Raw genomic sequence first — 25,265 nt, 5'->3', positions numbered from 1 at the left:
GCAATGTGACAGAATCGTGATGTTGACACCGCTTAGCATGGCCTTACCGTCCCGCAAAGGTAACGCAGCGGAGAAAGTGCACATGACCCAGATTGACTACTTTTTTGCGACACTCTCGCCCTATTCCTATCTGGCAGGGATGCGGCTGGAAGAAATCGCGGCGAAACACGGCGCGACGATCAACTATAAGCCGCTGGACATTATCGCCCTGTTCGCGCGCACCGGGGGGACCCCACCGAAAGACCGGCATATCTCTCGTATGGAGTACCGCGCACAGGAGCTGCTGCGCCAATCGAAGAATCTGGGGATGGAGTTCAATCTGAAACCCGCGCACTGGCCGACCAACATGGCCCCGTCATCTTATGCGGTTATTGCCGCGATCAAGGACGGCTCGGGCGATGTGGGTAAGCTGTGTCATAGCTTCCTTCGCGCCTGCTGGGCCGAGGAAAAGGATATCGCACAGGACGATGTCATCCGCGAATGTCTGACGCAAGCGGGGTTTGATCCCGGTCTGGCAGACAGCGGCTTGCTGGTGGGGGCAGAAACCTACGCCGCCAACCTCGAGGAAGCCGCGGACCGGGGTGTCTTCGGCGCACCGTTCTACATCACGCCCGACGACCAGCGGTTCTGGGGTCAGGACAGGTTGGACGATCTGGACCGGCATCTGGCCAAGATGAACGGGTGACGGTCAGGGCCACGATGCAATCCGTTTTCGTCAGGCACTTGGGTGAGGGGGAGCGGAAACTGCTCGCCCTCCATTGCACGATTGCGCATTCCGGTGCTTGGTCAGGTTTGGCCAGTTCGCTGAATGGTTGTGCGACATTTGTTGCTCCGGATATGCTGTCGCATGGGCGCAGCCCGGATTGGGACGGGCAGGTTGATTTCTTTGACGCAGTGACAAGACCGGCCTTGGCTGAATTGACGAAACCCATGGATGTGATCGGGCATTCCTTTGGGGCGATGATCGCACTCAGGTTGGCGATTGAACATCCCGAGCGCGTGCGCAGCCTGATCCTGATCGAACCCGTGTTCTTTGCAGTTGCGAAACAGGATGCGCCGCTGTTGTTCGAACAGCACGAACGGGACTCCGAGCCAGTCAGTGCGGCCTTCGCGTCTGGTGACAAGGTATTGGCCGCGCGCCTGTTCAACAGGGCGTGGAGCACGAAGATCAGCCCCAAATGGCCTGATTTGCCCGAGCGCACGCGGGCAAATATGGTGCGTGGAATCGATGCGGTTCCGGCTGTGCACCCTGTGCTCTATGACGATCAGGCAGGGTTGCTTGACCCGGATCGGCTCCGGCGCGCATCGATGCCGATCCTGTTGCTGAGCGGGTCAGAGACGCCGCCAGTGATCCACGCGATTTGCGCAGGGCTGCAACGGCGCCTGCCTGATGCGCGCCATGAACGCATCAACGGCGCAGGGCACATGCTGCCGATTTCACATCCTGATGAAACCGGCGCTTTGTTGCGGGCGTTCTGGCAGGCCAACGCTCCGTTAGGCGTCAAAGCAGATTGAGAAACTGATCGATCTCCGCCGCTCCTATGGACCAGTCGCAAACCAGCCTGCACGCGAGGTTTTCGTTGTTATCCTCGCCTTCCAGCTCTGCCCCCCAAAGGTGATAAACCGCGCCTGCCTTGTGCAGTTGCTTGTGCTTCGCGCGTGGGAATGAGGCAAAGATCATATTGGCCTGCGGTTCGTGCAGAAATGCGGCCCCCTTGGCGCGCAACCCCTCGGCCAAGCGGGCGCAGTTGTCATTGGCCTGACGCGCCATCTTCAGCCACAGGTGGTCTTCCAGATAGGCCGCCATCTGAGCGGACAGATAGCGGTGTTTGGAAAACAGATGCGCCCCGCGCTTGCGCCGCAGCTCAAACTCCCAGGCTTTGCTTTCATCAAAGAACACAACCGCCTCGACACCCATGAGACCGTTCTTGGTGCCACCAAAACTGACAGCATCTACACCTGCTTTCCATGTCATATCCGCAGGGGAACAGTTCAGCGCAACCAACGCGTTGGTAAAGCGCGCGCCGTCCAGATGCACGGGCAGGCCGTACGTCTTGGCGACCTCGCACAGGGCCTGCAACTCTGCCAGCGAATAGACCGATCCGCGCTCGGTCACTTGTGTGATCGACACGGGTCCGCGCTGCGGCCCATGCACACCGCGTGTTTCTTCGCCCAGAATTGACCCGCGCAAAGCCTCAGGGGTCATCTTGTCTCCGCCCGGTACCAGGGTCAGCTTGGCGCCGCTGTAAAACTCCGGTGCGTTGCATTCGTCCTCGTGGATATGCGCGACTGGGGAACAGAAGACCGTTTCCCAAGGCTTTGACAATGTTGCAAGGGCGAGCGAATTCGCTGCTGTCCCGGTCGCCACCAGATAGACCACAGCACCCGGAGCCTCGAATATGCTGCGGATACGGTCGCGCACCTCGTTCATCAGCGTATCCGCGCCATAGGCCATCTGATAGCCCTGATTGACCTCGGCCAGCCTGGCCATGACCTGTGGATGAACCGGCCCGGAATTGTCAGACGCGAAATGCATCAGCTTGGCTCCTCGATTATGTAATCTTCCCATTCTTCCATGGGCGTTTCGAATTCAGATACCGTGCGCCCCTGAACCGAGACCCCGGCAGCGTGCACACTGTCCGCTGTACCAGATATCAACGGGTGCCAGTCGTAAAGCGGTTTGCCTTCCCACAGCAACCGATACGCGCAGGTTTGCGGCAACCAATAGGCATGTTCGTCGATATTGTCGGGGGTCATGACGATGCATTCGGGCACGAATTGATGCCGGATGTCGTATTGTACGCAGCGGCAGCTTTCATCATCCAGCAAGCGGCAGGCGACGCAGGTCAGGGCAACCTCGCCCGTGTCTTCATCTTCCAGCTTGTTCAGGCAGCATTTGCCGCAGCCATCACACAATGCCTCCCACTCGCGCTGGTTCATTTGGCGCAGGGGTTTGCGTTCCCAAAACCGGGCAGGCAGGCCCGCGCGTTCAATCGGATCAACACTCATAGGGCGGTCAATATACCGCGGGCCTGTTCGCAGTCGGCATCCATCTGCGTGATCAGACTCTCCAGCCCGTCGAATGTCATCTCGGGGCGCAGAAAGTCGATCAGACCCACCGACAGGGTCGCCCCGTACAGATCGCCCGAAAAGTCGAACAGGAAGGTTTCGATATTGGGCACTTGGCCGTTAAACATCGGGCGCACCCCGATCGAGGCCGCACCGTGATAGCTGCCCTTATGCGGCCCATCCAACACATCCACCAGTACGGCGTAGACACCGAATTTTGGCGGATGCAGCCCTTCGATGGACATGTTCGCGGTGGGAAAGCCCAGCTCGCGCCCGCGCTGTTCGCCCCCGATCACTTCGCCTTCGATCCGGTGCCAGTGTCCCAGCATCGCGGCTGCGTCCCGTGGGCGGCCGTCGCTCAGCGCGGTGCGAATGGCGGTTGAGGATACAACATTTTCCGACCGTTCCATCAAAGGCGCAATCGTCACACCGAACCCCATGTCCTGCCCGAACCGCACCAGATCCTGCGCCGTGCCGCTGCGGCCCTTGCCAAAGCAGAAATCCGCACCCACCACGACATGCGACAGGCCCAGCCCGTCGCAGATCACGTTGCGCGCAAAATCCATTGGCGAAAGCCCGGCCAGCGCGGCGTTGAACGGCAGTTCATAAAGCTTCTCTACGCCCAGCTTCTCCAGCCGGTGCGCTCGCGCATTGCCCCGCATCAGGCGGAACGGAGGCGTGTCAGGCGCAAAATACTCCCGCGGATGCGGCTCGAAGGTCAACACACCCAGCGGCGCGTCCGGCGCTGCATTACGGGCCAGTTCAATGACCGACTGATGCCCCAAATGAACGCCGTCGAAATTCCCGATTGCCACGCTGGCGCCGCGATCTTCTGGCTGGACGAACTGGATATCCCGGATGATGTGCATAGACGATTGCGTAGCGGCGCGAGTCAATTTGTTCAAGCGGCAGTTTGAATTCCAAGAATGCGATCCTGCGAATGAGCCTTGAACATTTCGCTTGGCCGGGAAAATGCACGAGGCCAACCCAAGTATTTCATGCCAGCCGCCTCCAACCGCTTGATTCAAAAAAAACTCTGGGTTTAGACTGAAAATCCGGTCCCCTGGATTAAGGCGCACCGGATCAAAGCCCGGCCAGGTTCGAACGAACCCAGCACAGGAGGCAGACCCATGTACCGAATGCGACTGTTCGCGATTCGTCATGCCCGCACTTTCGAGTGGATCTATAAATGTGTCGAACGCGGCATGGTCGCGATGGACCCGCTATTTGCAAAGATCGGATATAACCGCGTCGAACGCCCCATCGCACTGGTCGAGAAGGGCGTCAAAACCCTGTTGTTCGATTGCAAGATGTGCGGGCAATGCGTGTTGTCATCCACCGGAATGTCCTGCCCGATGAACTGCCCAAAGCAATTGCGCAATGGCCCATGTGGCGGCGTACGTCCCGGCGAGTTCTGTGAGGTGAAGCCGGATATGAAATGTGTCTGGGCCCTGGCCTGGAACGGAGCCAGCCGTATGCGGGACGGAGCCGACAAGATAAAAGAAGTTCTGCCACCGGTGGAGCACACGTTGAAAGGCTCGTCATCCTGGTTGCGGGTCAGTCGCGAAATTGCTGCACACGAGCGCGAGACCCGGGATGCTGCCCGATTGGCGCTGGCCGAGGCATTCCCCGAAGCGCGCGAGAATGAACCTTCTGCGGCACCACTGGCCGCCGAACCACCCAACGCGATAAACCGGGAACTGAAGAAATGAGTGATACCCATCGCAACGAGGTGGAGCCGATTGGCTATGTTCCGGTTCCCCAAGGATATGTGTCGCACAGCCGGTTGGAAAAGGTACTCCGTTCAGGCCGTTTCGCAGTCACCGCCGAATTGAACCCACCCGACAGTGCCGACCCCGAGGATGTTTTTCAGGCGGCCCAACCGCTTGGTGAAGTGGCTGACGCGATCAATGCAACCGATGCTTCGGGCGCGAACTGTCACATGTCCTCGATTGGGATTTGTGCCTTGCTGACGCGCGCGGGTTATTCTCCGGTCTATCAGATTTCCTGCCGCGACCGGAACCGGATTGCCATTCAGGGAGATGTTCTGGGGGCTGCGGCGTTGGGCGTCAGTAACGTGCTGTGCCTGACCGGCGACGGCGTCGGCGTCGGGGATCAGCCGGGGGCAAAACCGGTTTTCGATTTCGATTCCCTGACCCTGTTGCGGACGATCCGCACGATGCGCGATCAGGGAATGTTCCTTTCTGGTCGTAAGATCACGCGCCCGCCGCAACTGTTCCTTGGTGCTGCCGAAAACCCCTGTATCCCGCCTTATGACTGGCGACCTGACCGTCTGGCAAAGAAGGTTGAGGCCGGGGCCGAGTATATTCAGACCAATTACATCTACGACATTCCGCTGTTCGAGAAATTCATGGCGCGGGTGAGGGATGCGGGGCTGGACAAGAAAGTGTTCATCATCGCGGGCGTCGGCCCCATCGCGTCAGCGCGTGCGGCACGCTGGATGCGCAGCAATGTTCCCGGCATTCACATCCCCGATCAGGTCATCGAGCGGATGGAGAAAGCCGAAAAGCCAGCTGACGAGGGCAAGAAGATCTGTATCGAACTGATCCAGCAGATCCGCGATATCGCGGGGGTGTCCGGCGTTCATGTGATGGCCTACAGGCGCGAACACGTGGTGTCAGAGATCATTCTGGAATCCGGTGCGTTGAAAGGGCGAAAACGCGCCCGACCGTCCTGAAAGGCACAGGCAAAAAACAGCGTCCAAACAAAAAAGGCGCCGGTCGGGCGCCTTTTGCATGGAAGTGTTCGCCGATCAGTCGAACTTGCGCGACGGGGCCAGTACCATGGCTTCACCGATCAGAACCTTCTTACCCTCGACCGAGCAATGGCAATCCAGTTTGACGCGACGCTTGGAAAAGTCGATGTCGATAACTTTGACCTCGGCGTAAACCATGTCACCGGGGCGCACGGGGGCCAGGAACTTCAGTGACTGCCCCATATAGACCGTGCCATGGCCCGGCAGTTGTTCGCCAATCACGGCCGAAATCAGCCCAGCTGTCAGCATCCCGTGCGCGATGCGCCCTTCGAAGATTGTATCGCGGGCATAATCATCATCCAGATGCACCGGGTTCCGGTCTGTCGAGATCTGCGCAAACATCTCGATATCTTCGTCCGTCACCACTTTGCGCAGGTGGCGGGACATGCCCATTTCGATGTCTTCGATACAGATCGTTCCGCGTGGAAGATTGTCCAACATGTTGCCCTCACTCGAAATCGACCGAGAAAGAAAAAACCACTATCCGGCCTAGGTTGGCAACTTTATTACTTCGCAGTTGCAGAAAATCAAGTCTTTTCTTGCTATCTCAATCGACCGATTGTGTAGGTCGGGTTGATCTTTTCCCTTTCGATATAAGCTGTTAGGGATTCGTGATCCGGATGGTGCGACGTTTTTGTCTCGGCCGCCGCCAGCCCGCCCGAAATGAACAGGGAATCAATGCCTTCACCCATGCCCCCCAGAATGTCCGTATGGGGGCCGTCGCCGATCACCAGAATGTCGCTATCCGGGATATCATGGCCCAGTTCCTGCAACCTGCGGCGCGCCAGATCGTAGATCGGCGGGTGCGGTTTGCCGAAATACAGGCTCTCGCCGCCCATCTCGGTATAGAGCTTTGCCAAAGCGCCGGCACACCATTCGCGCACCTCGCCGCGATCGACAACAATATCGGGGTTTGCGCATAGCAGCTTCATGCCCATCTGCTTGGCATAGAGGAAATCGGGGCGGTTCACGACCGGGTCAGCCATCGGATCAAAGGGACCACAGCAGACGATCCCTTCGGCCTCTCTTAGCGGGACACGTTCGATATGGATCGGGTGGTGCAGCAGTTTCAGTGGCTCGAAAAAGCCCGCATCGCGCTGCCATTCCCCCATGAAGTAAACCTTGTGCCCGACAGCGCCACGGAACATCGCCGACCGCGCGGAATCGCCGCTGGTGGCAATGGTGTCATAGGTATCTGTGGGAACATTGAACTGCACCAGTTGCTCGGCCACACCCGCGCGGGGTTTGGGCGAGTTCGTGACCAGCACGACAAGCCCCCCGTCCGCGCGATAGGCTTGAAGGGCTGCGACAGCTTCGGGATAGGCCGTGATCCCGTTGTGAACGCACCCCCACAGATCGACAAACAACGCTTTGTAGCGGGCAGAAATTTCGGACAGCGCGTGAACGATCTGGGTCATATGTGGCCTCAAGCTGAAACTGCACGAGCCTTATGACCGATTGGCAAGGGATTGGCCACCAATCGATCGGTGGCCGCCCTGTATTTCGTCGGTTGGGTAAAGGTCTGTTTAAGCGCAATGCCGAAGGCGCAGACTGAAGACCAATAATGCGAGGCCCGTTTTATTCAGAATGACGGACCCCGCGTGTTTTTTCAGACCTTCAGGTTCGGAATGATCTGCTTTTTACGGCTCATGATGCCCGGCAGAACCACGGCGTCGCCATCGACGGATGCACCAAAGCTTTTCTCGGCAACGGTTTTGACCAGATCATTGGGCACCAGCAGGGTGGCTTCCTCGTTCAGGATATCGACGACGAACAGCAGCACCTGATCGACACCGTCTTCTTTGGCGACATCCACCATCGAACCCGCCAGGCTTGCCTTGCGGTCCAGAATGACACCCGGCGCAGTGGTTTCCAGAACCGAGACGCGGAATTTGGTGCCATCGACTTCGTATTCCTTGCTGTCCATGCGGATCAGTTCGGCATCCGAGAAGGACGAGACATCCGATTTCGCCGCAAACATATCTGCCGCGTAAGCCGAGATATCCAGCTCCAACTCGGCTGCCAGCCGCTCTGCGACCTCGCGGTCATGGGGCGTGGTGGTGGGCGAGCGGAATTCCAGCGTGTCCGAAAGGATGCAGGTCAGTGCCGCGCCCTTGATGGCGTCGGGCATCTTGGCTGCATCGTCGCCCATCAGGTCAACCATGATGGTGGCCGTGCAGGCCAGCGGGCGCACGGTGATGTCGATCGGGCCTTTGGTTTCCAGACCACCGACCAGCTTGTGGTGGTCGATAATGGCGCGGATGTCAGCGTCATTGACGTTGGCGGGCAGTTCGGCAGGGTTGTTGGTGTCGACGATAACCACCGGAGTGTCCGCTGCCAGATCGTCCAGGATGCGTGGTTTGGGCAGATCCCAGTTGTCCAGCATGAACGCCGCTTCGGTGTTGGGTTCGCCCAACAGCACGGGCTCGGCCTGCACACCTTTGATTTCGTTGAGGTACCACGACCACAGGATCGGCGAGCCTGTGGAATCGGTGTCGGGGGATTTGTGACCAAATACGAGCGTTGTCATGTCAGCGTCCTGCGGAATGGAAATTTGCGCGCCTTATAGGGCGGACAAACGCCCTTGTCACGCCACAGCAGCCCGTCTGCGACGCTTGGTCTGAAAACCGCTGAACCAGCTTAGAAAGCGGCGCGTGTCAGCGTGTATCCGGCCTGCTCCAGCTGGTTCAGCAAACCGTGGTCATCACTCAGATGACCTGCGCCGACCGCGATCACCGCCGTCTGATCCGTGATGGCCAGAATATGCTCCATCCACAAAGCATTCCGTTGGACAAGCATCTGCTGCTCGAACCCGTTCCATTCCTCATCGAAGACGTCCCGGCTCAACCCGGATTCCTCGAACCCCTGAAGGCGTGCGAATTGTATGATCTCGGCGTGCTTTTCTTCCAGATATCCATTGGCCATGGTGGCCAGTTGATCGTTGCTTCCCATCATCGCCCCGGACAGCCGCACCAGCGACTCGACCTGCTGTTCCAGAGGGTGGCTGTCGAACATGGCGATCAGGTCGTCGATACGTTCCAGCGAGTATTGCGGAATGCCGTTTTCTGCGGCCAGATCGTTCAGGCGGGCGTCCATGCCGTAGGTCCCGTTCGGATCTTCCATCATGCAGGGCGGGATGCTCAGCATCATGCTCAAGAACCACGGTCGCATTTTGGCAGCCATCCAGCCGGGAATGCCGCGCTGGTGCAACGCGGTCGAGAATGCGGCCCAGTCTTCATCTCCCATCAGGTCGATCAGGGTCGGCCCGGAAGTGATCATTACGGCGCTGAGATTATTGGCCAGGTTTTTTTCGAATGCATCCATGTCAGTCTGGGTGACTTCGAAATAGAATGCGTCAGCCTGGCTCAGGTCCGGAGACAGGCGTTCAACCACCTTTTCCATACGCTCGTCATAAGTGTGCAGGGTGCCAACGATGTGCAGAACCGTGTCACCCTTGCGCGCAATCCAGTGGTTGCCTTCCGGAAAGGGGATGTCCGCCACGGCGCGTTGCAACTCGGCCCGCGCGTCATCTGACAGCAGTGGGCGCAGGTCCTGCCCATCGCACGCAGCCGCAGCCGTGATCGGGGCCAGTAGAAAAGCGAGAAATGTCAGCAGGCGCATGAACCCATCCGGTGTTGTGTCATCAAGGTGTTCCAGACATAGCCATGCCTGCGACCCATGTTCAAGCAACCCGTCTGGTATTCCTCAACAATCTGCGTAGCATAGGCCCCATGAACCGCGAGCAGGACCTCTATCCCCCGATCAAGGCGCTTTTGGAGCGTCAGGGATACACCGTCAAAGGAGAAGTGGGCGCAGCCGATATCGTCGCCATGCGCGAAGACGAGCCGCCTGTGATTGTCGAACTCAAGCTCAGGTTCACGCTGTCCCTTTTCCATCAGGCGATTACCCGCCTGAAACTCACGGATCAGGTCTATATCGGGGTCAGCAAACCCACCGGGCGCACGGCCCGGCGGGCGCTCAGGGACAATCTGGCGCTGTGCCGCAGGCTTGGTCTGGGTCTGATCACCGTACGTGCCGATGGCACGGTCGAGGTGCAATGCGATCCGGGCCCATATGTGCCGCGCAAGGACAAGGTCAGGGCGGCGCGGCTGCTGCGTGAATTCAACCGGCTGGAGGGCGACCCCAATTCCGGGGGCGCGACACGTCATGGGATTGTGACGGCCTACCGTCAGGATGCGCTCAAATGCGCGGCCTTTCTGGCAGAACACGGCCCGGCCAAAGGGGCCGAGGTTGCCAGATCGGCGGGTGTTCCGGTCGCCACCCGGTTGATGCGGGAAAATCACTATGGGTGGTTCGAGAAGGTTGAAAAAGGTGTCTACGCTCTTACCTCTGAGGGAACAGACGGCTTGAAACACTGGGCGTACAGCTGGGAACAGGCTGACTGAGGCGTTGTTAAAAAAATCCCAAACACCTTGTTGACTCGGCGTTTTAGACTCCCTAGCTATGCGTCGTTATCACTCATACACACCGAGTGCTAACGCCTCGTCGAAAGGCGAGGGGAGGATAAACAAAACTTTGAGCCCAAGGAGCTGCAAAGATGGCATTGAAACCGCTTCATGACCGTGTGCTGGTTCGCCGTACCGAAAGCGATGAAAAAACCGCAGGCGGACTGATCATTCCTGACAGCGCAAAAGAAAAGCCCAGCGAAGGCCAAGTCGTCGCAACCGGCGAAGGCGCGCGCAAGGACAGCGGCGAACTGATCGCAATGGCGGTCAAGGCTGGCGACAAGATCCTGTTCGGCAAATGGTCGGGCACCGAGGTTCAGGTCGACGGCGAAGAGCTGCTGATGATGAAAGAAAGCGACATCATGGGGATCATCGAGTAAGCCCGCGCTTTCTCTGATCTTCCACTCAACACATTTTCTCAAGGAGAAACGACATGGCTGCAAAGGACGTCAAGTTCGACACCGATGCCCGCAACAAGATGCTCCGGGGTGTGAACATCCTGGCTGATGCTGTCAAAGTGACCCTGGGCCCCAAAGGCCGCAACGTGGTACTGGACAAATCCTTCGGCGCACCGCGCATCACCAAAGACGGTGTTTCGGTTGCCAAGGAAATCGAACTGGAAGACAAGTTCGAAAACATGGGTGCGCAGATGGTGAAAGAAGTCGCCAGCCGCACCAATGACGAAGCCGGTGACGGCACCACCACCGCGACCGTTCTGGCGCAGGCCATCGTAAAAGAAGGCCTGAAGCAGGTTGCAGCGGGCCTGAACCCGATGGACCTGAAGCGCGGTATCGACCTGGCAACCGCCAAAGTCGTCGAAGGCATCCGTGCTGCTTCGCGTGAAGTCAAAGACTCGGCAGAAGTTGCTCAGGTTGGCACCATCTCGGCCAACGGCGAAGCTGAAATTGGCCAGCAAATCGCAGACGCGATGCAGAAGGTTGGCAACGAAGGCGTCATCACCGTCGAAGAAAACAAAGGTCTGGAAACCGAGACCGATGTTGTCGAAGGGATGCAGTTCGACCGCGGCTACCTGTCGCCTTACTTCGTCACCAACGCAGACAAGATGGTGGCCGAGCTTGACGACTGCCTGATCCTGCTGCACGAAAAGAAACTGTCCTCGCTGCAGCCGATGGTTCCGCTGCTCGAGCAGGTGATCCAGTCGCAAAAGCCGCTGCTGATCATTGCAGAAGACGTTGAAGGCGAAGCGCTGGCAACTCTGGTTGTCAACAAACTGCGCGGCGGCCTGAAAATTGCTGCTGTCAAGGCACCGGGCTTCGGCGATCGCCGCAAAGCCATGCTGCAGGACATCGCAATCCTGACCGGTGGTCAGGTGATCAGCGAAGATCTGGGCATGAAGCTTGAGAATGTCACCATGGACATGCTGGGCACCGCCAAGAAGATCGAGATCAGCAAAGACGAAACCACCATCGTCGACGGTGCTGGCGAGAAAGCCGAGATCGAAGCACGTGTTGCCCAGATCCGCACCCAGATCGAAGAAACCTCGTCGGATTACGACCGTGAGAAGCTGCAGGAACGCGTTGCCAAACTGGCAGGCGGTGTTGCCGTTATCCGCGTCGGCGGCATGACCGAAGTTGAAGTGAAAGAGCGTAAGGACCGTGTGGACGATGCTCTGAACGCAACACGCGCAGCCGTTCAGGAAGGCGTCGTTGTAGGCGGTGGTGTTGCTCTGGTTCAGGCCGGTAAAGCACTGGAATCGCTGAAAGGCGCGAACGCTGATCAGGACGCAGGCATCAACATCGTGCGCAAGGCCATCGAAGCGCCGCTGCGCCAGATCGCCGAAAACGCAGGCGTTGACGGCGCGGTTGTTGCAGGCAAAGTGCGCGAGTCTTCGGATCCGGCCTTTGGTTTCAACGCTCAAACCGAAGAATATGGCGACATGTTCTCGTTCGGCGTGATCGACCCGGCCAAAGTTGTTCGTACCGCTCTGGAAGACGCGGCATCTGTTGCCGGCCTGCTGGTCACCACCGAAGCGATGGTTGCAGACAAACCGCAAAAAGATGCACCTGCTGGCGGCATGCCCGACATGGGCGGCATGGGCGGCATGATGTAAGCACGTCGAATTCGCCTCGGCGAATTCTGACGAGCCCTGACAGGCGTTTGGCTGCAAGGTCAAGCTGTCGAGAGGGGAAGCCAAAGTGCTAACGGACGGGGTCGCCTTTTGGCGGCCCCGTTTCGTTCCTGATAGCCGCAATGCGGCCACGCCTCTGGCGGGAGTATTTTGGAAAAGATGAAGGCAGCTCCGCGTGTGCCCGAATTGTGAGTGTCCAACGCGCCGCCAAGTCGGTATGTGGTTGAAATGCGACTGTTCCTTCTGACCGCCCTGACCATGTGCGCCTTTGCGGCGAACTCCATTCTGAACCGGCTGGCTATCGACAGCGGATCCAGTGATCCCGCGGGGTTTGCCATTATCCGGGTTCTGGCGGGGGCGCTGGTTCTGGCCGCACTGGTTGTGCTGCGCAGAGGACATTTGCCGCTGCGCACCTGCAGGCGGTTCATCGGGGCCGGGTCGCTTTCCCTGTATATGATCGGGTTTTCCATTGCCTATCTGACGTTGGATGCGGGGCTGGGCGCGCTTATCCTTTTTGCCGTTGTGCAGATCACCATGTTCGCCGCCAACGCCCTTACCGGGACCAAACCTACCCGGCGGCAACTGGCCGGGGCAGCGATTGCACTGGGTGGTCTGGCCTGTGTCCTGTGGCCCACAGGAACAGTGCAGGTCGATCCAACCGGAACCGTTTTGATGATTGCCGCCGGGATCGGCTGGGCGGCCTATTCACTGGCCGGACGGTCCGAGCCTGACGCATTGCAGGGCACGGCAGCGAATTTCATCGTCGCGCTGCCGGTGACCGCGCTGGCCCTGATGGCCACAGGGGCAGAGTGGCACATGACCGGAATGGGCTATCTCCTCGCGGCCCTTTCGGGTGGCGTAACATCTGGTCTGGGATACGCCTTGTGGTATCGCGTCCTGCCCCGGCTGGCACCTTCGACGGCGGCAGTCGTTCAGCTCAGCGTGCCGGTGATCGCGATTGTGGGCGGCGTGGTGCTGTTGGGGGAAAGCGCGGGTGTGCGGCTGCTTGTTGGTGCGGCGCTGGTTTTGGGCGGTATCGCGCTGGCTGTCCTGCGACGTCAACGCGGGAAGGGCTTTTAACGCAGGCGCACAGGCTTTATCTGGCGGGTATGAGAATTCTGATCGCTCTGCTTCTTTGTCTTATTCCGGCCGTGGCCAACGCGAAATGCGTTGTTCTGCTGCACGGTCTTGCCCGGACCGAGGCGTCGTTTAGCGTGATGGAGCAACTGTTCAAAGCGAATGGCTATTCCGTGGTGCGCCCGGGTTACCCATCGACCGAAATCGGTATCCCCGAACTGGCCGAACAAACCATCCCGCAAGCGTTTGCAGCCTGCGGTACTGATACCGTCAATGTTGTCGCACATTCGATGGGCGGCATCCTGTTGCGGTATTGGTTGCAGGACCACAGCCCTGAAAACATGGTCCGTGTCGTCATGCTGGGGCCGCCCAATCAGGGTAGCCAACTGGTCGATGAACTCAGCGCGTGGGAGGTGTTCGGATACCTAAACGGTCCGGCCGGTCTTCAACTGGGTACGGGCCCGGATGGTATTCCCAGCCGCCTGCCGCCCGTGGATTTCGAACTGGGTGTCATCGCAGGTGACCAGTCATTGAACCTCGTGTTTTCGTCTCTGATCGACGGCCCTGACGATGGCAAGGTGTCGGTCGAGTCCACCAAGGTCGAAGGCATGGCCGATCATCTTGTCTTGCCGGTGACCCACACCTTCATGATGAACAACCCGCAGGTCATGGCGCAGGCCCTGCACTTTATCGAATTTGGCCGGTTTGATCCGCAGATCACTTGGCTGGACGGTGTGATGGACGTAATAGACGAGATCTGTATCGGGCAAAACTGCTCGGAACCGGGGGCGGAGCCATCAGAATGACCGCATTGGAACTGACATTGACCGGAGCAGAGGTTCTGTTGCCGGGTGAAGGGCTGTTACGCACAGACCTCGCCATTGCAGATGGGGTGGTTCAGAATGACGCGCCCGGGCGGCGGATTGACCTGACCGGTTATCTAGTTCTGCCAGGTATTGTCGATTTGCACGGCGATGGATTCGAACGCCATATAGCCCCACGTCGCGGCGCGATGAAACAGATGAACGAGGGCATTCTGTCGGTCGAGGCTGAACTGGCCGCCAACGGCATCACCACAGCCGTGCTGGCGCAGTTTTACAGCTGGGAAGGCGGCGTGCGCGGCCCGGACTTTGCCGCGCAGGTGTTTGCGGCCATCGCAGCGGTCAAGGGCAGCACGGTCACCGATCTGATCCCGCAACTGCGGTTCGAGACCAATATGCTCGCGGATTACGACGGGCTGGCCCGTCGCATCGCCGATTGGCAGGTGCCATACGTGGTCTTCAATGATCACCTGCCGCATGATCGTTTGGCACAGGGCAAGAAACCACCGCGCCTGACCGGGCAGGCCTTGAAGGCCGGGCGAAATCCGGAGGCACATTTTGCGATGCTGCTCGACATGCACGCCCACAAGGCTGAGGTTCCGGCGGCGCTTGAAGCGCTCTGTTCGGACCTTGCGGACATGGGCGTGCGTCTGGGTAGCCACGATGACGCAACTGCCGAGGCGCGCGCTTGGTGGCGCGGCCAAGGGGTGCGCATTGCCGAGTTTCCCGAAACGCTTGAGGCCGCCGAGGCCGCGCGCGCTGCCGGGGATCACGTCATTCTCGGCTCGCCTAATGTGGTCCGCGGCGGCTCGCATAAGGGCAACGCCAGCGCGGTAGAGCTGATCGCCATGGGGCTCTGTGATGCGCTGGCCTCGGATTACCATTATCCCAGTCCACGCCGCGCGGCGCTGATGCTGGCCAAAACCGGGCTGCTGGATTTCGCAGGGGCCTGGGCGCTGATCTCATCCGGCCCCGCGCGGGTGCTGGACTTGCAGGACCGGGGCACGCTTGCCGCGGGCAAACGCGCCGATCTGGTAATCCTTAATGCAACCACTCACCGGGTCGCCGCGACACTGGCGGGCGGGCGCGTCAGCTATATGTCAGGGGATATCGCGTCGCGCTTTGTGGGGTGAAACCAGACCGGCTTCACCTTTTTCCAAATACTCTCGCCGAAGGCATCGCGCCGTAGCGCGATATTCTACCGCTTGATCCGGTTGAAATGTCCCATCTTGCGACCGGCCTTGATCTCGGCCTTGCCGTAAAGATGCAGTGCGACGTCCCGTTCGCGCGCCAGCTCGGGCACGCGGTCCATATCGTCGCCAATCAGGTTCTCCATGACCACATCCGAGTGGCGCTGCCCGTCGCCCAACGGCCAGCCCGCCACCGCGCGGATGTGCTGTTCGAACTGGTCTACGGCGCAGCCATTCTGCGTCCAGTGGCCCGAGTTATGCACGCGCGGCGCGATCTCGTTCACGATCAGCCCGCCAGGTGTAACGAACAGTTCGACCCCCATGACACCGACATATTCCAACGCGTTCAGAATATTGGCCGCAAGCAGGATGGCATCGGTGCGCTGGGCAGGGGACAGGCGGGCGGGGATGGTGGTGGTGTGCAGAATGCCATCGCGGTGCACATTCTCACCTGGGTCGAAACAGGCCACCTGACCGTCCAGCCCGCGCGCAGCAATGATCGAAACTTCGTGCGAAAAATCAACGAACCCCTCCAAAACGGCAGGCGCGCCAGCCATGTCGGCCAGCGCGGCCTCGGCATCCCCGGGGCTGCGCAATCTGGCCTGCCCTTTGCCGTCATAGCCAAAGCGGCGGGTCTTCAGGATCGCGGGCGTGCCGATTTCTTCGATAGCCGCATTCAGGCTATCCAGATTGGTGATATCCGCAAACGGGGCCGTTTTCAGACCAAGCCCCTGCAGGAACGTCTTCTCGGTCAGGCGGTCCTGACTGACCCTCAATGCCTCACGCCCGGGGCGAATGGGGCGATGGGCTTCCAGAATATCCAGCGCCTCGGTCGGGATGTTCTCAAACTCATAGGTGATGACGTCCACCGCATCGGCAAAAGCCGTCAAGGCGTCGACATCGTCATAGGCCGCTGTCGTTACCCGATCCGCAACCTGTCCGGCAGGCGGGTTTGCGCCCGGCTCGTAGATGTGGCTGACAAACCCCAGCCGAGAGGCCGCCACCGACAGCATCCGGCCCAGCTGGCCGCCACCCAGAATCCCGATCACTGCACCTTGGGCGAGCATCTCCGCCATCGTTAATTCTCCAAACGTTTTCCAATTGCGCCAAGCGCCGCTCTCAGCGCCTCATGCGCGCCTTGTTCGATCAGGGTGCCCGTCATCTGCAGGCTCAAAGTACCTTCCGTCGCCAAAGCGTCGCGCTCCTGTGCCAACCGCCCGGCCGTGCCTTTCTCCATCGCGGCGAGAAATCCCGCCATCAACTGCGTGGTATAGAACTCGGCCCCGTCCGCATCGCCGGTCACGTCACCCAGCCATTCGGCCCCGGTGGCCATCAGATCCAGAATGCCGGGAACCATGGCGCAAATGGCAAAATGCGCGTTCAGCGCCATCTCATCCGCAACCTTGACCACTGGGTTATCCGGCTCAAACAGCTCGGCCAGCAAGCGGTCATTGCCGAACGCCGCCATCGGGCAGCCACCGGATTGCAAGAACCCCAGCGGGATGGTCTGCACGAAATCCGAGGCTGGGGCGCAAAGCTTGGCCAGATCCTCGGCGGAAACGGCCGCCATAACCGACACGACCTTCTGATCGGCGCGAAAGGTCAGGGGGGCCAGAACCTCGGCCGCGATATGCGGGCGCAGACACAGAAACACGATGTCCGAGGCGTCAATCACCGCCTGCGGTGGCGAAACGGCAACGCCCAGTTCGGCCTTCAGGGCGGCCGAGACCTCGGCGTTGCGTTCTGTCACGCTGATCTCATGCCCTTTGGCGACCATCAGCCGCGCAATCGGCGCGGCAATATGCCCGGTGCCGATAAACCCGATCCGGCTCATCCCTGCGGTTCCTCGGGGATCGAGGCGGACAAGGCCTCACGCCAGGCATCCAGCCGCGCGGCCAGGGCCTCATCCTGCAAGGCCAGAATGCCCGCTGCCATCAGGCCCGCATTGGCCCCGCCAGCGGACCCGATTGCCATGGTCGCCACGGGAAAGCCCTTGGGCATCTGCACAATGGAATACAGCGAATCCACGCCCGACAGGGCCCGCGTCTGAACAGGCACGCCAATCACCGGTACGCGTGTTTTCGAGGCCATCATACCCGGCAGATGTGCCGCTCCGCCAGCGCCCGCGATGATCACCTGCAACCCGCGCGACACGGCGGTCTTGCCATAGTCCCACAACCGGTCCGGGGTGCGATGGGCCGAAACGATACGCGCCTCATAAGCGATGCCCAGTTCATCCAGAATATCTGCGGCTTCCTTCATCGTGGGCCAGTCCGACTGGCTGCCCATGATGATCCCCACTGTCACATCGCTCATCCGCTTACGTCCCCGCGCTCAGAAAGAGCGCGCACTATAGCCAAATCCGCTTTTGTGGCAATGCGGTACAGGGTGTTCAGGCAATGATATCGGGGGTCAGGCGGTCTTCGATCAGGCGAATGAAGTCTTTCAGGCGCAGTTTTTCCTTTTTCAGACGCCGAAGGGTCAACTGATCAGCCGTTCCTTTTTCATGCAGCGCCTCGATCGCTTCATCAAGGTCGCGGTGCTGGCGGCGGAAAACCTCCAATTCAACCCGCAGAACTTCATCGGTTTTCATCGAAAGGTCGGTGGGCGCGTTCATTGGCGACTCGGGCTTGTTGTGGTGCTTGCCCAACAAGATAGTGTGTCAGACGTTATCGCGCCAGACCTTGTGGACATCCTGGTTTCTTCCCATATTCTGTAACAAGCGGTTGCCGGAACGGGACCGCGCACCACGTCGCTTTGACAATAAAGGACGAAAATACGTGTCGAAACTTACTCTTGGCTCATACCCGCATCTTTTGGGGTTCGAGCAGCTGGAACGCCTTCTGGAACGGTCTGCAAAGGCCGGTAATGAAGGATACCCGCCCTATAATATCGAACAGACCTCGGACTTTTCCTATCGCATCACCCTTGCCGTGGCCGGGTTCGCCGAAGAGGATCTGTCGATCACCATCGAGGATCGCCAACTGGTGATCCGGGGCCGTCAGCGCGACGACAGCGAGGGGCGCATCTTCCTGCACCGTGGCATCGCGGCGCGTCAGTTTCAGCGCATGTTCGTGCTGGCCGACGGGGTCGAGGTGGGCGAGGCGATTATGGAAAACGGTCTGCTGCATGTGGATCTGACCCGCGCCGTGCCGGAAACCGTGGTTCAGACAATCAATATACGGAAGGGGTAAGAGCTATGAATACACCGATTGAAATCAACACCGAAGGCAATCGTATCGTCTATGTGAAAACAGTCGACGTTGCCGATCTGCCGCGTGATCTGCGCGATCAGGCAGGTGATCTGGATCACCTTTATGCCGTGCACGATTCCGATGGGCAGCAACTGGCGCTTGTGGCCGACCGCAAGCTGGCTTTCGTTCTGGCCCGTCAGCACGACCTGTCACCTGTGGCCGTTCACTGAACGGCCCCTTAGCCCGGGCGGGGCTGAAACGTTGCCCGCAACACATGCGCATCGGCGAAACTGCCGCTTTTAACCTGTAACGGAGCCGACTGCATGAGCTGGTTTGAATTCGACTGGGTAGACGCCTTCACCAATCGTGCATTTGGCGGCAACGGTTGTGCCGTGGTCCATGGCGGCGCGGGTCTCTCGGCCGAGGTCTGCATGGCATATGTGCGCGAAACCTCTCTGGTCGAATGCACATTCACCGGCCCGTCCGACGTGGCCGACATCCGCGTCCGGTATTTTCTGGCCAGCCGCGAAATTCCCTTCGCCGGTCACCCGACGATTGCCACCGTAGCGGCGATGCGGTCGCGCGGTATGATCTCCGGCGATAATCTGACGCTGGAAACCGGCGCGGGTCTGGTTTCGATCGGATTGCAGGGCGACCAGATCGAAATGACGCAGGTCGCACCGCAATTTGGTGCGCATGTGCCTGCCGATCTGGTGGCAAAGGCGATCAGCCTGCCGCAAGAAGCCATCATCTCGCCACCCCGGATGGTTTCAACCGGCTTGCCCTTCTGTATCACCGTTCTGCGCGATCATGACGCGTTGCGCGCGGCCCGCCTGTCCGAGGACGCGCTGCGGAAAGTGGCTGCGACGGCAGGGTATTCTGGCTCGGATATGGCCGAGCCTTTCCTCGTGACGCTCCAAGGGGCCACCGATGCGGGCGATACCTTCTCGCGCCTGCTTATGGCCCCGCCCAGCCCGCCCGAAGATCCGTTTACCGGGTCCGCCACCGGGGCCATGGCGGCCTATCTGTGGAGATACGGGCTAATGACCAAAGACAGTTTCGTTGCGGAACAGGGTCACGATATGGGCCGCCCCGGTCAGGCCGTTGTCACGCGCGTTGGACCCGCCGACGCGATGACGGGGATCAAGGTTGCCGGTCAGGGGCATATCCTGATGCGCGGGCAGGTTGACCTGCCAGAGACCGCGCAATAGACGAACCGGCTCACACCCGTCGACGTCCCCAAACACCTCAGCCTCGTCAAAACAAAAACGGCCCCCGTAAACCGGAGGCCGCTTCGTTTCATTCATCAGATTCAGCCGGCTGCGATCAGGCCCATGCTTTCCAGCTTCAGCAATACCTGATGGGCGCAGTTGTCGACCTCGACATTCTCGGTCTCGACACGCAGCTCGGGGTTCTGAGGCACGTCATACGGGTCCGAGATGCCGGTGAATTCCTTGATCTTGCCCTCGCGGGCCAGCTTGTACAGACCCTTGCGGTCGCGCCGCTCACACTCTTCGATGGTGGTCGCAACATGCACTTCGCAGAAGGCACCGAACTGCTCGATCTCTTGGCGCACCGCGCGGCGTGTGGTGGCATAAGGTGCGATCGGGGCGCAGATGGCGATGCCACCGTTCTTGGTGATCTCGGATGCCACATAGCCGATCCGGCGGATGTTCAGGTCGCGATGCTCTTTCGAGAAACCCAGTTCGGATGACAGGTTTTTCCGCACGATATCGCCATCCAGCAACGTGACCGGACGACCCCCCATCTCCATCAGCTTGACCATAAGCGCGTTAGCGATGGTGGATTTGCCCGAGCCCGAGAAGCCGGTGAAGAACACGGTAAAGCCCTGCTGGCTGCGTGGCGGCTTGGTCTTGCGCAGCTCGGCCACAACTTCGGGAAAGCTGAACCATTCGGGGATTTCCAGGCCCTCGGTCAGACGGCGGCGCAGTTCGGTGCCCGAGATGTTCAGGATCGTGACATTGTCCTTATCCAGAATCTCGTCATTCGGCTCGTATTGCGCGCGTTCCTGCACATAGACCATGTGTTTGAAATCGACCATCTCAACGCCGATCTCGTCCTGGAACTGGCGGAACAGATCCTGCGCGTCATAGGGGCCATAGAAATCTTCACCGGCCGAGTTCTTGCCCGGGCCCGCGTGATCGCGGCCCACGATGAAATGGGTGCAGCCATGGTTGGCACGGATTAACCCGTGCCAGACCGCCTCGCGCGGGCCTGCCATGCGCATCGCCAGATTCAGCAGGCTCATCGAGGTGGTGGATGCGGGATACTTGTCCAGTACCGCCTCATAGCAGCGCACGCGGGTAAAGTGGTCCACGTCGCCGGGCTTGGTCATGCCGACGACCGGGTGGATCAGCAGGTTGGCCTGCGCTTCCTTGGCGGCGCGGAAAGTCAGCTCCTGATGCGCACGGTGCAGCGGGTTGCGGGTTTGGAAGGCCACGATCCGCCGCCAGCCCAGTTTTCGGAAATAGGCGCGCAGCTCATTTGGTGTATCGCGGCGACCGCGGAAGTCATAGTGAACGGGCTGCTGGATGCCAACAATAGGGCCACCCAGATAGACCTTGCCCGCCACATTGTGCAGATAGTTCACAGCCGGGTGGGCATCGTCATCGGCGCCAAAAACCTTCTCAGCTTCGCGCGCCTTGTTCGGGGTCCAGCGGTCGGTCACCGTCATGGTGCCCAGGATCACGCCTTCCTGATCACGCAGCGCGATATCCTGACCCAGTTCGATCTTGTCCGCAAAATCTTCGCTGACGTCCAGCGTGATGGGCATCGGCCACAGGGTGCCATCAGCCAGACGCATGTTTTCAACGACATTGTCGTAATCGGCTTCGCTCAGGAAACCTTTGAGCGGATTGAAACCGCCATTCATCAGCAGTTCCAGATCACAGATCTGGCGCGGGCTCAGATCCCAACTGGTCAGGTCGGCGGCTTCAACCTTCAGTTTCTGGGCCGAGTCGTACGACACATAAAGTTCGGGAATGGGGGCCAGATTGCTTAACATCGTCATCTGAATACTCTTATCGCAGTGTTGTGTTGCCAGTGATTCAAGGGCGTTTTCGGGGCATTTGCACCGACTGTCGCGCGAAGTCCACTGGCGTCAATGAAACAAAGGACGATATGCGCTGATTTCTCGCGGATTGGAAGGAATTTCCAACTCTGAAATCAAAATGATGATCTGGTTCCCCTGAGCGTAGATAATCCGATCATGCAAAGTATGACTGTTCCTGTTTTTGCGTGTGTGGCGCAAGCCCGGACGCGCGAGTGACTGGCAGGGCGGGAATCGGATCGGCAACGCCGCGCAGCTGGAACATCCGGATACCCTCCGGCGGCAGGTCCATGCCCGCAGCCGTCAACACTTCTTGCGAGACCAGCAGTTCGACCCCCAACGCCTTGGTCTCGCTTTCCAGTCGGCTGGCCACATTGACGGCGTCGCCGATGATCGTTCTCGCGGCATGTCCCTGCGCGCCAATCTCACCCAGCACCAGATCACCAAGGTGTAAGCCCATTCCGATGCGAATGCCGGGGCTGCCTTCGGCCTCAAGCTGCTCGTTGAACCGGTCAAGGGCATGGCTGATATCTATCGCAGCCTTCAACCCCGCGCTGGCGGATGCTGCTGCATCGGGTTTTTCGAAAACCGCCAGCAACCCGTCACCCATATACTTGTCCACGACACCCCCGTCCTTGGTGATGGCAGGAACAACGGCGTCGAAGAACCGGTTCAGCAGGAACACGATGTCATAGGGCAACTGACCGGTCGTGCGAGCGGTAAATCCACGCATGTCCAGAAACAGCACGGCCAGTTTCCGTTCCTGCCCCTGACTGGCATGCCCGCGGATGCGCCCGCCATCCGGTTGAAAAACGCGGAAAACGGTGGTCGGTTCCGTCGGGCGGATCTGACAGGCCAGCCTTGTCTGCGGTGAGGCGCCGACAGCGGCCAGACTGCGGGCCTCGACATCGCCGGGTGGGGGCAGGGCGCTGGCGCCCTCTTCAACGATGACGCGGCACGTGGTGCAGCGCCCCTTCCCGCCGCACAAGGCCGCGTGGGGCACACCATGTGCCTGCGAAATCTCAAGCAGGGTCATACCCTTTTCGGCATCTACCTCGGGCCCGCTGCTGTAACTCACCCGCACCGAATGCCTGCGCCGCCACAGCTTGCGCCCGATATACACAAGACCCGTGGCCGCCAAGGCCAGCCAGAACGCCAGAAGGGCATTGTCCTTGACGGTGAACATGGTCTGGAACGCCTCGGGCGAGGGCCAGTTGTAATGCTCGATATATTGTTCCCGCAAAAACTCATCTGCGAAATCCATCCAAATGCGACGACCCTCGGTCAGCAGACCGGCCAAAGCGAACATGGGGATGAAGACGGCAACACCGATCAGATAGGGTACGGCGCTGGACCACCATTTCGTCAGCCGTAGCCACATATGCAGTCCGATACAGCCATGCACCCAGACGATCAGCAACAACGCGCTTTGCATCCATATCACGGTGCTGGGCCACATCAGGATGATGATATACCCCATCTCGTCATTGACGTCATAGATCTCGTGCGCGACCCGGGTCTGAATGACATGCGAGATCAGCTGCAAAGGTATCAGCAGACCCAGAACAATCTGCAACGCCGTGCTGAACGGCATGCGCAGGGTCCGGCGTTGTGCGATCGAAGCCAGGGCCAGACCGGCATGTGTGAACAACGCCGCATAAAGCAGCAGGCTCATTAAACTGTGCCGCGTCACCGCTGTTCGACCGTCCTGCATCCCGTGCAGATAATCGGTGTGAAACAGGCCCAGTCCGATGTTGATGAAATGGAAGAAAGCGAAAGCAAACAGAACCAACCCGCTGCCGATCCGAAGCCGGGTTGCCCAACCGCCACGCCACAAAGCGCTCTTCAAGAATACCACCTGTATCGCTGTTCGCTGTGGTTGGACTTTGCGGGGACGTTCGCGGTCAGGTCAAGGCTTCGGGTGCAAATCTAAGCCTGCCAGTGGGTGGCAGGGTGTTGGGAGTGAATTGATATCTTGTCCGCACAAAACAGCACCAGATGGCTGAGGTCGGGGCGCGTGCGCGAGCTGTAGATCAAGCCGTCCGCCCCCAGTGCCCGCGCTTTATCCGAAAAAGCCCATGTCGGCGAAGGGACCCCCATAGCACGATTATCCTGCCAGATCACCGAGACAGCCGTCTGCCCGCGGTAGTCCACCAACCGCGCGTTTTCCACCAGAAACCTTTGTATCACGCGGTCGGGATCATCCCCCGAGACGTAGCGCCGGATGGCGACCGAAGCGCCCTCGGCGCTGAGCGAGGCATAAAGCGCGAACTGTCCGGAATGATGAAAGCGCCCCTCAGGCGCGCGGGCAGGCAGCAATGGGGTCGCTGCCTGCGACGCAAACAGAATTCTCCAGACAGGGCCAGAGAATTCAAGCATGTATCAGTCCTGTTCGGCCAGGAACCGTTCGGCATCCAGTGCCGCCATACAGCCCATCCCGGCGCTTGTTACCGCCTGACGATAGACATGGTCGGTCAGATCGCCTGCCGCGAACACGCCGGGGATCGAGGTTTCGGTGCTGCCCGGTTTGGTGACGACATAACCACCCATATGGGTTTCCAGCGTGTCCTTGACCAACTCGTTCGCAGGGGCGTGGCCGATGGCGACAAAGACACCTTTGCACGGGATCTCGGTGATCTCGCCGGTTTTAACATGTTTGACCCGAACACCTTCGACGCCCAAAGGCGCATCGGTGCCGATCACTTCTTCCAGCTGGTGGAACCACAGCGGTTCGATCTTTTCATTCTTCAACAGGCGATCCTGAAGGATCTTTTCCGCCCGCAACTCATCGCGGCGGTGGATCAGGGTCACCTTGCTGGCGAAATTGGTCAGGAACAGGGCTTCTTCCACGGCTGTGTTACCGCCACCGATCACCACGATTTCCTGCCCGCGATAGAAGAACCCGTCACAGGTGGCGCAGGCCGAGACGCCAAAGCCCTTGAACTTCTCTTCCGAGGGCAGACCCAGCCATTTTGCACGCGCGCCTGTGGCCAGAATGACCGCATCAGCGGTATAGGTGGTGCCGCTGTCGCCCTTGGCGGTGAAGGGGCGCTTGCTGAGGTCCAGATCGCTGATGATATCGCCAATCACCTCACATCCCATGGCCTTCGCATGGTCCTGCATCCGCACCATCAGGTCCGGGCCCTGCACCTCGGTGTCGCCGGGCCAGTTTTCGACCTCGGTCGTCGTTGTCAGCTGGCCACCGGGTTCGATGCCCTGTACCAGAATGGGTTCCAGCATGGCGCGGCTTGCATATACGCCTGCGGTGTATCCTGCGGGCCCTGACCCGATGATCAGAACCTTGGTGTGTCTTGTGTCGGCCATGGTGCCCCCGCTCGAATTGCCTGAATTGGGCCCGCGGCCCGTCGCCCCGATATAGCGACCGACTGGCCCGGCTTAAAGCCCCTTACTGTTCAGGTCCCCTCGGGCCGGGGTGCCTTGTGATTACGGGAAGAAGGCGAAAAGGAAACAAAGAAAATTGCGCATCTGCGAAACATTATTGCGCGCGTGTGG

Annotated in this window: 28 protein-coding genes; 13 read left to right on the top strand and 15 right to left on the bottom strand. The window is 59.6% G+C overall.

Features of this window, described 5'->3' with window-relative positions; genetic code table 11:
* Positions 1-82 precede the first annotated feature (82 nt).
* The gene (locus tag ACR0JI_RS05400; protein WP_480493598.1) at positions 83-685 is read left to right on the top strand and encodes a DsbA family protein; all 603 of its coding nucleotides are present in this window, start codon (positions 83-85) and stop codon (positions 683-685) included.
* A complete protein-coding gene (locus ACR0JI_RS05395) occupies positions 682-1,515 on the top strand; it encodes an alpha/beta fold hydrolase (RefSeq protein WP_480493600.1) in 834 nt (277 codons plus the stop codon). Before ACR0JI_RS05400 ends, ACR0JI_RS05395 begins: the two co-directional genes overlap by 4 nt.
* On the opposite strand, the gene ACR0JI_RS05390 is transcribed toward ACR0JI_RS05395, so the two are convergent.
* The 3 genes from ACR0JI_RS05390 to ACR0JI_RS05380 are packed head-to-tail and all read right to left on the bottom strand — an operon-like array spanning position 1,502 to position 3,938.
* Positions 1,502-2,536 (bottom strand): threonine aldolase family protein, encoded by a 1,035-nt coding sequence (locus ACR0JI_RS05390; RefSeq protein WP_480493602.1) that lies wholly within the window; start codon positions 2,534-2,536, stop codon positions 1,502-1,504. The genes ACR0JI_RS05395 and ACR0JI_RS05390 overlap by 14 nt on opposite strands.
* Positions 2,536-3,009 carry a YcgN family cysteine cluster protein gene (locus ACR0JI_RS05385; RefSeq protein WP_480493604.1) on the bottom strand — a complete coding sequence of 158 codons (474 nt, stop codon included), beginning with the start codon at positions 3,007-3,009 and terminating at the stop codon, positions 2,536-2,538. Before ACR0JI_RS05385 ends, ACR0JI_RS05390 begins: the two co-directional genes overlap by 1 nt.
* Complete coding sequence (locus ACR0JI_RS05380) at positions 3,006-3,938, bottom strand: bifunctional riboflavin kinase/FAD synthetase (RefSeq protein ID WP_480493606.1); 933 nt, start codon at positions 3,936-3,938, stop codon at positions 3,006-3,008. The genes ACR0JI_RS05385 and ACR0JI_RS05380 overlap by 4 nt, the downstream gene beginning before the upstream one ends.
* Before the next feature lie 261 nt (positions 3,939-4,199).
* On the opposite strand from ACR0JI_RS05380, the gene ACR0JI_RS05375 reads away from it, so the two are divergent.
* Complete coding sequence (locus ACR0JI_RS05375) at positions 4,200-4,781, top strand: methylenetetrahydrofolate reductase C-terminal domain-containing protein (RefSeq protein ID WP_209598048.1); 582 nt, start codon at positions 4,200-4,202, stop codon at positions 4,779-4,781.
* Positions 4,778-5,767, top strand: a complete 990-nt coding sequence (locus ACR0JI_RS05370) for a methylenetetrahydrofolate reductase (RefSeq protein ID WP_480475455.1) — start codon at positions 4,778-4,780, stop codon at positions 5,765-5,767. The genes ACR0JI_RS05375 and ACR0JI_RS05370 overlap by 4 nt, the downstream gene beginning before the upstream one ends.
* Before the next feature lie 75 nt (positions 5,768-5,842).
* Here the strand turns inward: ACR0JI_RS05370 and ACR0JI_RS05365 are convergent, their stop codons facing one another.
* The 4 genes from ACR0JI_RS05365 to ACR0JI_RS05350 form a co-directional block, all read right to left on the bottom strand.
* Positions 5,843-6,286 carry a MaoC family dehydratase gene (locus ACR0JI_RS05365; protein WP_267362989.1) on the bottom strand — a complete coding sequence of 148 codons (444 nt, stop codon included), beginning with the start codon at positions 6,284-6,286 and terminating at the stop codon, positions 5,843-5,845.
* A gap of 101 nt (positions 6,287-6,387) precedes the next feature.
* Positions 6,388-7,263 (bottom strand): HAD family hydrolase, encoded by an 876-nt coding sequence (locus ACR0JI_RS05360; protein WP_480493608.1) that lies wholly within the window; start codon positions 7,261-7,263, stop codon positions 6,388-6,390.
* Between the two features lie 191 nt (positions 7,264-7,454).
* Positions 7,455-8,375, bottom strand: a complete 921-nt coding sequence (locus tag ACR0JI_RS05355; protein ID WP_480475459.1) for a manganese-dependent inorganic pyrophosphatase — start codon at positions 8,373-8,375, stop codon at positions 7,455-7,457.
* Positions 8,376-8,485: 110 nt separating this feature from the next.
* Entirely contained in the window at positions 8,486-9,466 is a 981-nt protein-coding gene (locus ACR0JI_RS05350) for a TraB/GumN family protein (protein ID WP_480493610.1), read from the bottom strand.
* A gap of 110 nt (positions 9,467-9,576) precedes the next feature.
* On the opposite strand from ACR0JI_RS05350, the gene ACR0JI_RS05345 reads away from it, so the two are divergent.
* The 6 genes from ACR0JI_RS05345 (at position 9,577) to ACR0JI_RS05320 (ending at position 15,431) form a co-directional block, all read left to right on the top strand.
* A complete protein-coding gene (locus ACR0JI_RS05345) occupies positions 9,577-10,251 on the top strand; it encodes a DUF2161 domain-containing phosphodiesterase (protein WP_480493612.1) in 675 nt (224 codons plus the stop codon).
* 152 nt (positions 10,252-10,403) lie between these two features.
* Positions 10,404-10,691, top strand: coding sequence for a co-chaperone GroES (gene groES / locus ACR0JI_RS05340; RefSeq protein WP_209504786.1), 288 nt, complete (start codon positions 10,404-10,406; stop codon positions 10,689-10,691).
* 53 nt (positions 10,692-10,744) lie between these two features.
* Positions 10,745-12,382, top strand: coding sequence for a chaperonin GroEL (gene groL, locus ACR0JI_RS05335; RefSeq protein WP_480475465.1), 1,638 nt, complete (start codon positions 10,745-10,747; stop codon positions 12,380-12,382).
* A gap of 246 nt (positions 12,383-12,628) precedes the next feature.
* Positions 12,629-13,480: a DMT family transporter gene (locus tag ACR0JI_RS05330; protein WP_480475467.1), complete on the top strand. Its 852-nt coding sequence runs from the start codon at positions 12,629-12,631 to the stop codon at positions 13,478-13,480.
* Positions 13,481-13,509: 29 nt separating this feature from the next.
* Complete coding sequence (locus ACR0JI_RS05325) at positions 13,510-14,283, top strand: alpha/beta fold hydrolase (protein ID WP_480475469.1); 774 nt, start codon at positions 13,510-13,512, stop codon at positions 14,281-14,283.
* Entirely contained in the window at positions 14,280-15,431 is a 1,152-nt protein-coding gene (locus tag ACR0JI_RS05320; RefSeq protein ID WP_480493613.1) for an alpha-D-ribose 1-methylphosphonate 5-triphosphate diphosphatase, read from the top strand. Before ACR0JI_RS05325 ends, ACR0JI_RS05320 begins: the two co-directional genes overlap by 4 nt.
* A 65-nt stretch (positions 15,432-15,496) precedes the next feature.
* Here the strand turns inward: ACR0JI_RS05320 and ACR0JI_RS05315 are convergent, their stop codons facing one another.
* The 4 genes from ACR0JI_RS05315 to ACR0JI_RS05300 form a co-directional block, all read right to left on the bottom strand.
* Positions 15,497-16,564: a 5-(carboxyamino)imidazole ribonucleotide synthase gene (locus ACR0JI_RS05315; protein ID WP_480493614.1), complete on the bottom strand. Its 1,068-nt coding sequence runs from the start codon at positions 16,562-16,564 to the stop codon at positions 15,497-15,499.
* Between the two features lie 2 nt (positions 16,565-16,566).
* Complete coding sequence (locus ACR0JI_RS05310) at positions 16,567-17,322, bottom strand: NAD(P)-binding domain-containing protein (protein ID WP_480493616.1); 756 nt, start codon at positions 17,320-17,322, stop codon at positions 16,567-16,569.
* Positions 17,319-17,804, bottom strand: a complete 486-nt coding sequence (gene purE / locus ACR0JI_RS05305) for a 5-(carboxyamino)imidazole ribonucleotide mutase (protein ID WP_209504779.1) — start codon at positions 17,802-17,804, stop codon at positions 17,319-17,321. The genes ACR0JI_RS05310 and purE overlap by 4 nt, the downstream gene beginning before the upstream one ends.
* Positions 17,805-17,880: 76 nt before the next feature.
* Entirely contained in the window at positions 17,881-18,105 is a 225-nt protein-coding gene (locus ACR0JI_RS05300; RefSeq protein WP_209504778.1) for a YdcH family protein, read from the bottom strand.
* Positions 18,106-18,268: 163 nt separating this feature from the next.
* Here ACR0JI_RS05300 and ACR0JI_RS05295 point away from each other — a divergent pair, with 163 nt between their 5' ends.
* The 3 genes from ACR0JI_RS05295 to ACR0JI_RS05285 all read left to right on the top strand — a co-directional run bounded on the left by ACR0JI_RS05295 (position 18,269) and on the right by ACR0JI_RS05285 (position 19,893).
* Positions 18,269-18,682 carry an Hsp20 family protein gene (locus ACR0JI_RS05295; protein ID WP_058275530.1) on the top strand — a complete coding sequence of 138 codons (414 nt, stop codon included), beginning with the start codon at positions 18,269-18,271 and terminating at the stop codon, positions 18,680-18,682.
* A gap of 5 nt (positions 18,683-18,687) precedes the next feature.
* Complete coding sequence (locus ACR0JI_RS05290; RefSeq protein ID WP_480475477.1) at positions 18,688-18,912, top strand: DUF1150 family protein; 225 nt, start codon at positions 18,688-18,690, stop codon at positions 18,910-18,912.
* Positions 18,913-19,005: 93 nt separating this feature from the next.
* A complete protein-coding gene (locus ACR0JI_RS05285; protein ID WP_480493617.1) occupies positions 19,006-19,893 on the top strand; it encodes a PhzF family phenazine biosynthesis protein in 888 nt (295 codons plus the stop codon).
* 101 nt (positions 19,894-19,994) lie between these two features.
* On the opposite strand, the gene ACR0JI_RS05280 is transcribed toward ACR0JI_RS05285, so the two are convergent.
* From ACR0JI_RS05280 to trxB, 4 genes are all read right to left on the bottom strand, one after another.
* On the bottom strand, positions 19,995-21,713 hold the full coding sequence (locus ACR0JI_RS05280) for a bifunctional sulfate adenylyltransferase/adenylylsulfate kinase (protein ID WP_480493618.1): 1,719 nt from the start codon (positions 21,711-21,713) through the stop codon (positions 19,995-19,997).
* A 196-nt stretch (positions 21,714-21,909) separates the two neighbouring features.
* The gene (locus ACR0JI_RS05275; RefSeq protein ID WP_480493620.1) at positions 21,910-23,601 is read right to left on the bottom strand and encodes an adenylate/guanylate cyclase domain-containing protein; all 1,692 of its coding nucleotides are present in this window, start codon (positions 23,599-23,601) and stop codon (positions 21,910-21,912) included.
* Between the two features lie 80 nt (positions 23,602-23,681).
* A complete protein-coding gene (locus ACR0JI_RS05270) occupies positions 23,682-24,131 on the bottom strand; it encodes an RES family NAD+ phosphorylase (RefSeq protein WP_480493622.1) in 450 nt (149 codons plus the stop codon).
* A 3-nt stretch (positions 24,132-24,134) separates the two neighbouring features.
* Positions 24,135-25,076 (bottom strand): thioredoxin-disulfide reductase, encoded by a 942-nt coding sequence (trxB, locus tag ACR0JI_RS05265; protein WP_267362965.1) that lies wholly within the window; start codon positions 25,074-25,076, stop codon positions 24,135-24,137.
* Positions 25,077-25,265: the final 189 nt, after the last annotated feature.

The organism is Ruegeria sp. N10, from assembly GCF_056531545.1.
The sequence above is the reverse complement of the archived record's forward strand: the minus strand, read 5'-3'. Positions and strand labels throughout refer to the sequence as shown.

Excerpts from the sequence above, each read along its gene's own strand:
- ACR0JI_RS05350 (WP_480493610.1), bottom strand. The coding sequence starts at position 9,466 with ATGCGCCTGCTGACATTTCTCGCTTTTCTACTGGCCCCGATCACGGCT.
- ACR0JI_RS05300 (WP_209504778.1), bottom strand. The coding sequence starts at position 18,105 with ATGAACGCGCCCACCGACCTTTCGATGAAAACCGATGAAGTTCTGCGG.
- ACR0JI_RS05370 (WP_480475455.1), top strand. The coding sequence starts at position 4,778 with ATGAGTGATACCCATCGCAACGAGGTGGAGCCGATTGGCTATGTTCCG.
- ACR0JI_RS05310 (WP_480493616.1), bottom strand. The coding sequence starts at position 17,322 with ATGAGCCGGATCGGGTTTATCGGCACCGGGCATATTGCCGCGCCGATT.
- ACR0JI_RS05320 (WP_480493613.1), top strand. The coding sequence starts at position 14,280 with ATGACCGCATTGGAACTGACATTGACCGGAGCAGAGGTTCTGTTGCCG.
- ACR0JI_RS05355 (WP_480475459.1), bottom strand. The coding sequence starts at position 8,375 with ATGACAACGCTCGTATTTGGTCACAAATCCCCCGACACCGATTCCACA.
- trxB (WP_267362965.1), bottom strand. The coding sequence starts at position 25,076 with ATGGCCGACACAAGACACACCAAGGTTCTGATCATCGGGTCAGGGCCC.
- ACR0JI_RS05280 (WP_480493618.1), bottom strand. The coding sequence starts at position 21,713 with ATGACGATGTTAAGCAATCTGGCCCCCATTCCCGAACTTTATGTGTCG.
- ACR0JI_RS05375 (WP_209598048.1), top strand. The coding sequence starts at position 4,200 with ATGTACCGAATGCGACTGTTCGCGATTCGTCATGCCCGCACTTTCGAG.
- groES (WP_209504786.1), top strand. The coding sequence starts at position 10,404 with ATGGCATTGAAACCGCTTCATGACCGTGTGCTGGTTCGCCGTACCGAA.
- ACR0JI_RS05390 (WP_480493602.1), bottom strand. The coding sequence starts at position 2,536 with ATGCATTTCGCGTCTGACAATTCCGGGCCGGTTCATCCACAGGTCATG.
- ACR0JI_RS05360 (WP_480493608.1), bottom strand. The coding sequence starts at position 7,263 with ATGACCCAGATCGTTCACGCGCTGTCCGAAATTTCTGCCCGCTACAAA.
- ACR0JI_RS05345 (WP_480493612.1), top strand. The coding sequence starts at position 9,577 with ATGAACCGCGAGCAGGACCTCTATCCCCCGATCAAGGCGCTTTTGGAG.
- ACR0JI_RS05315 (WP_480493614.1), bottom strand. The coding sequence starts at position 16,564 with ATGGCGGAGATGCTCGCCCAAGGTGCAGTGATCGGGATTCTGGGTGGC.
- ACR0JI_RS05380 (WP_480493606.1), bottom strand. The coding sequence starts at position 3,938 with ATGCACATCATCCGGGATATCCAGTTCGTCCAGCCAGAAGATCGCGGC.
- ACR0JI_RS05285 (WP_480493617.1), top strand. The coding sequence starts at position 19,006 with ATGAGCTGGTTTGAATTCGACTGGGTAGACGCCTTCACCAATCGTGCA.
- groL (WP_480475465.1), top strand. The coding sequence starts at position 10,745 with ATGGCTGCAAAGGACGTCAAGTTCGACACCGATGCCCGCAACAAGATG.
- ACR0JI_RS05330 (WP_480475467.1), top strand. The coding sequence starts at position 12,629 with ATGCGACTGTTCCTTCTGACCGCCCTGACCATGTGCGCCTTTGCGGCG.
- ACR0JI_RS05385 (WP_480493604.1), bottom strand. The coding sequence starts at position 3,009 with ATGAGTGTTGATCCGATTGAACGCGCGGGCCTGCCTGCCCGGTTTTGG.
- ACR0JI_RS05325 (WP_480475469.1), top strand. The coding sequence starts at position 13,510 with ATGAGAATTCTGATCGCTCTGCTTCTTTGTCTTATTCCGGCCGTGGCC.
- ACR0JI_RS05270 (WP_480493622.1), bottom strand. The coding sequence starts at position 24,131 with ATGCTTGAATTCTCTGGCCCTGTCTGGAGAATTCTGTTTGCGTCGCAG.
- ACR0JI_RS05290 (WP_480475477.1), top strand. The coding sequence starts at position 18,688 with ATGAATACACCGATTGAAATCAACACCGAAGGCAATCGTATCGTCTAT.
- purE (WP_209504779.1), bottom strand. The coding sequence starts at position 17,804 with ATGAGCGATGTGACAGTGGGGATCATCATGGGCAGCCAGTCGGACTGG.
- ACR0JI_RS05365 (WP_267362989.1), bottom strand. The coding sequence starts at position 6,286 with ATGTTGGACAATCTTCCACGCGGAACGATCTGTATCGAAGACATCGAA.
- ACR0JI_RS05400 (WP_480493598.1), top strand. The coding sequence starts at position 83 with ATGACCCAGATTGACTACTTTTTTGCGACACTCTCGCCCTATTCCTAT.